This is a genomic window from Paraburkholderia sp. (assembly GCF_034668105.1).
In the GTDB taxonomy this organism is placed as follows: domain Bacteria; phylum Pseudomonadota; class Gammaproteobacteria; order Burkholderiales; family Burkholderiaceae; genus Paraburkholderia.
In genome coordinates this window covers 1-4,012 of the sequence record NZ_JAXDPY010000289.1, presented here as the reverse complement: position 1 = coordinate 4,012, position 4,012 = coordinate 1, and the positions used below count along the sequence as shown (strand labels likewise).

Annotated in this window: 3 protein-coding genes and 1 pseudogene; 1 reads left to right on the top strand and 3 read right to left on the bottom strand. The window is 63.1% G+C overall.

Features of this window, described 5'->3' with window-relative positions; translation table 11 throughout:
• A pseudogene (locus tag QOC89_RS13390) lies at positions 1 to 385 on the top strand (hypothetical protein); the annotation flags it as partial.
• A 94-nt stretch (positions 386 to 479) separates the two neighbouring features.
• Here QOC89_RS13390 and QOC89_RS13385 read toward each other — a convergent pair.
• The 3 genes from QOC89_RS13385 to tssF form a co-directional block, all read right to left on the bottom strand.
• Positions 480 to 1,574: an ImpA family type VI secretion system protein gene (locus QOC89_RS13385; RefSeq protein WP_323045448.1), complete on the bottom strand. Its 1,095-nt coding sequence runs from the start codon at positions 1,572 to 1,574 to the stop codon at positions 480 to 482.
• A 15-nt stretch (positions 1,575 to 1,589) separates the two neighbouring features.
• Complete coding sequence (gene tssG, locus QOC89_RS13380) at positions 1,590 to 2,633, bottom strand: type VI secretion system baseplate subunit TssG (protein ID WP_323045447.1); 1,044 nt, start codon at positions 2,631 to 2,633, stop codon at positions 1,590 to 1,592.
• On the bottom strand, positions 2,633 to 4,012 hold a 1,380-nt coding region (gene tssF, locus QOC89_RS13375), incomplete at its 5' end, for a type VI secretion system baseplate subunit TssF (RefSeq protein ID WP_323045446.1). The genes tssG and tssF, both read right to left, overlap by 1 nt.

The following is a 4,012-nucleotide window of genomic DNA, read 5'->3' as shown; positions in this document are numbered from 1 at the left end:
GCAATTGCGCGCATTTGGCGTTCGCGTGACCTACGAGGGTTCGTCGCGCGTCAATCCGTACGAAGGTCAGTCGCTGAGCTTGTATGTGCTGGACGGCCACACGCTGCGTCGCGTGGTCGACGATCTGGCCGTCCAGAACAATTCCGGCGACTGGGACGGCAATTGCGCCGGCACGTCCTCGGCCATTACGCGCACGCTTGCCGTGGGGCCGGCCAGCGGCAGCGGCTACGCGACATTGCGCGTCGGCGAGACCTCGAAGGAAACGGTCAGCAAGCAGACCAGCAAAGACTGCGTATCGACCGATGGTCCGGCAAAGCGCTCCACCACGACGCTCGAATACGACGGCACGGCGTATCGTGTGCCGAAAGCATTGCACTATGAGTGACGGCGCTTCAGCACGCGGCGCGAGGCAACACGGGCGCGCCGCGTGCGCCGCGTGCGCCGCGTTGCTGCTGCTGACGCTCGCCTCCAGTCCTGGGTTATCGATCAACATCCCACTGCGCCAGCAGATCCGCCGGAATGGTCTGCACGATCTCCGCATAGCGCTTGCCGACACAATGCTCGGCGCGCCGGAGGAGGACGGGAATCGGACTGCTCGGTTCATGGGTTTCGAACCACATCCGCGCCTGGCGGATTTGCTCCAGCGCGCTGTGCCTGTCGGTTAAGGGCGCAGGCGTGCTTCTGCCGGCCGGCTCCCGCTCAGCGACGAGCGTGGATACGTCAGAGTGCGCCGCAGCGGATACCTCAGGCGTCGCATCTGCATCAGATGGGCTGGTGTTATCGACAATAGTTTCTTCCGATTCAGCGCCAACGCCCGCCTCGCGCGCAGTCTTTCGAACCAGCCGTTGCAGCAATCGGCCCAATGCGGAAAGATCAGGCGCGAACGCCGCCAGATGCTTCGCGTTCCACTTTTCAATGGCTTCAAGGCTGGCCAACGCCAGTCCGAATCCGGACAGCACCGCCGGATTCTGAACCTGTAGATCGTCCAGTTGCCTTGTCACGGATTCGGGCGCGAGCGCATCAGCCGGACGCGGCCGCGCGAACGCGCGCTCGACATCGCGTACCTGCAGGCGCGCAGCCGACGATCGGGTCAGCGCAATCTCCCGCAAGTCGGCTAGCAAACCGTCTGTATCAGTCAGCTCTTGTATCGCATTCGCACGAATCTCAAGTGCCGCATCACGATCCGAGTCGACGGCGAGTTGCGGATGAATCGCTTGCGGATAAAGATCAAGCCAGCTCGCGAGCAATACCAGTCCCTCACCTAAGCCGGCGGCCCCTGCAAGCCGCGTGCGGCAACGCGCGAACAAAACCGCAAGCCGGATATCCTTGCTGCGTAACATCAACCTGCGGCAATCACGATCGATATCGCTCCAGTTGACGGGCTCCGGCGAGCCGACGAAATTGCCGTATTGCGCGTCCGGCTGCAAGATCGTTTTCGCTGACAGGACGACATACTCCGGGTCGTATTCGAGATCAGCGCCACACGGCGCGTCTTGCGTGATTGGCGCCAGCCAGTCGTGACTCGAGGTGTCCTGATGCCGTGATTTTCCGGCACCCTGTTTCTTGGCATTCATGGATTCTTCAATGGGCTAGTGTGGGGTCAGCACGTAGTGCTCGGGTTCGAAGCGCATGCCCGTAATCGGCTCACCGGTGATCGAACGGCCAAGCCATCCCGACCACCCGAGCCGTTCGGAGCCGCCAATCACGGCAGGCGGCGCACTTTGCGCCCGGATCCGCAACTCGACCTCCCACGCAAACTCGAGCCCGACGAAGGCGCGAACCCACTGCACCAGCAGCGGCAGGTCAGCGCCTTGCGGGGTGAAGCGCAGATAGGCGTCGATATCGAGCGGACCGATGACGATACGGAACTTGTGCTGACGGTCCGGGACCTGTTCGCCCAACATCGCGCCTTCGGACATCACGGACGGTGCGCCAGGTTTGCCGAGCATGCTGTATTCAGCGGGATCGACTTCGATCCAGTTCCAGACATATTCATCAATCGCGACGGGCACGCCAAAGAACTGGGCCAGCGTGGCGCGAAGACCGTCGGGATTGCGCGCTTCCCGCACCAGGTGCGCGGACGCCGCCATGCGCGCGTGGGCCGGCAAGCGCTCGCGCGCGATCTCGTCCGTGCTTTGCCCGAACAGACTCGCGATGTAAAACGAGAACCGCTCGTTGTCCGGCCGATCCAGTCCTGCGGCCGCCTGCGCGGACGACCATGCGCGGTAGAACAGCGTCAGGTAGCGATGGTGGAAGATGTCGAAGAAATCGGTCAGCGTGCTGTCGCGCCGATTCTCCTTGCGGTCCCGCGCAATTTCCGTGACGTGAATCGGTAGCGGCCCATTCGGGCCGAGCATGCCGAGACCGAATAGCCGCACCTTGAGACGTCCATCGACTTCGCAGACCTCGGCGATCTCGCGCGGTGCGAAGGTCAGGCTCGGTTGCTGGCCAAGACGATACGGTTCCACCTGCGGACGACGGGCGCAACCGATCGGCGGGATACGCGAATCGGCGCCGAGCCGCCGCAACAGACTCAGGAAGCCGTAGCGCCATGGTTCGGCGTGCAGCTTGTCGAGCAGTTGGGGCGAGAGCGCGCTGTCGCGCAGCGCGGCGGGCAAGGGCGCGCGGTCCATCAGGCGGCGCCTCGCGTGCCCATGCGCACCGGCCAGCGGGCCACGCGTCCGCGCTGCATCGAATGCAGTTCCGTCTGGGTGAAAACGTTGATGGAGACGTGACGTGCCAGATAGTGTTCGAGGATCAATCCGAAGAGGTACGGACTGGTGCCGGAAAATCCGCTTTCATCGACCGTCAGTGAACATTCAATCCCTCGCCCAAATACCAGGGGGCCGCCGCCGGGCAGACGCCGCGTGACCGGGCGAGTCTTCACCCCGACCAGGCTTTCGACCTGCCGTCTCTGTGCTTCGTCCTGATCGGTCAGGAACAGACGCAATAGATCGCGCAGACCCTGCCCGCCCGCACGATGATCGAGCTCGGCGAGCGGCAGGTAGTTGAAGTTCAACTGGCGGATCAGGCGCCACGCCGTGTCACGCTCTGCATAAGGCGCCTTGGGCGCGCTCGGTGGGCGAATCAGCCCAATGCTCTCGACCGGCACCGAGCCCCTCACGCTCAGGTCGCTTATGCCGTTGCGCGGCACGAGACTCGGAAGATCGCGATTGGTCAGCCACGCGTCGGCCCACAAGTAACGAATCGATTCGGCATAAGGCGCTTCGTTCTGATCGACCAGCGAGATGAAGGTCTCCGTACTCGTGTAAGGCGTGCGCGTTCCGTATCGGCGCACGGAATCGGACACCAGTCGCCGCTCGCGGCGGATCGAGAAATAGCGTCCGTAGTTGCCTTCGTCGTTATTGAGCGTTTGAAAGAGCGGCCTGAACGCCAGCGGTTCGGAGGTTGCTTCCACGCGGCCGGTCATTGCCTCGACCGCGAACACCTCATAGTCGAGTGGAAGCAAGCGGTCCGGGACCAGGTGAAATTCCGTGTCGCCTTGCGGCAGCTCGATACGGTCGGTGCGCTGGCGGAACAGGTTCACGACCGGCGTACAGAACAGCGCAAAACGCGACGCGTCGACCAGATTGGCAAGCGCGCCGGGCACACGATCCAGCAGGATCACGATTTCCGCTTCTTTTGCTGTGATGCGTCGTAGCCCGGGCTCGAGCCCCGTTAGCGAAAAGAAGTAAAAGCGGTTCGGGCACGCGAAATACTCGTGCAACAGGTTGTGCCCATGAAAGCTCGACCAGATGAGCGGCAACAGACCCTGGTCCGGCGTCAATCCTTCGTGGTCGACAGCATGGGATGTCACCGCGTGCAACGTACTGCCCAGTGCACCAGGCGTTCCCGTCAGCGACGCAATGCTCGCGGCGTGCAGAAGCTCGAAAAGATGCGACGCCACCTGTTCGTCGCCGGCGAGATAGACCGGCAAGCGGTCAAGACCTCGCAGGTCGCTGATCTGAGCGTCGCCGGTCATGCGCAGCCGAAGACGCAGCGCGCCGCGTAC

Bases quoted from the DNA above. Each gene is read 5' to 3' on its own strand.
- QOC89_RS13385 (WP_323045448.1), bottom strand. From the start codon at position 1,574: ATGAATGCCAAGAAACAGGGTGCCGGAAAATCACGGCATCAGGACACC.
- tssG (WP_323045447.1), bottom strand. From the start codon at position 2,633: ATGGACCGCGCGCCCTTGCCCGCCGCGCTGCGCGACAGCGCGCTCTCG.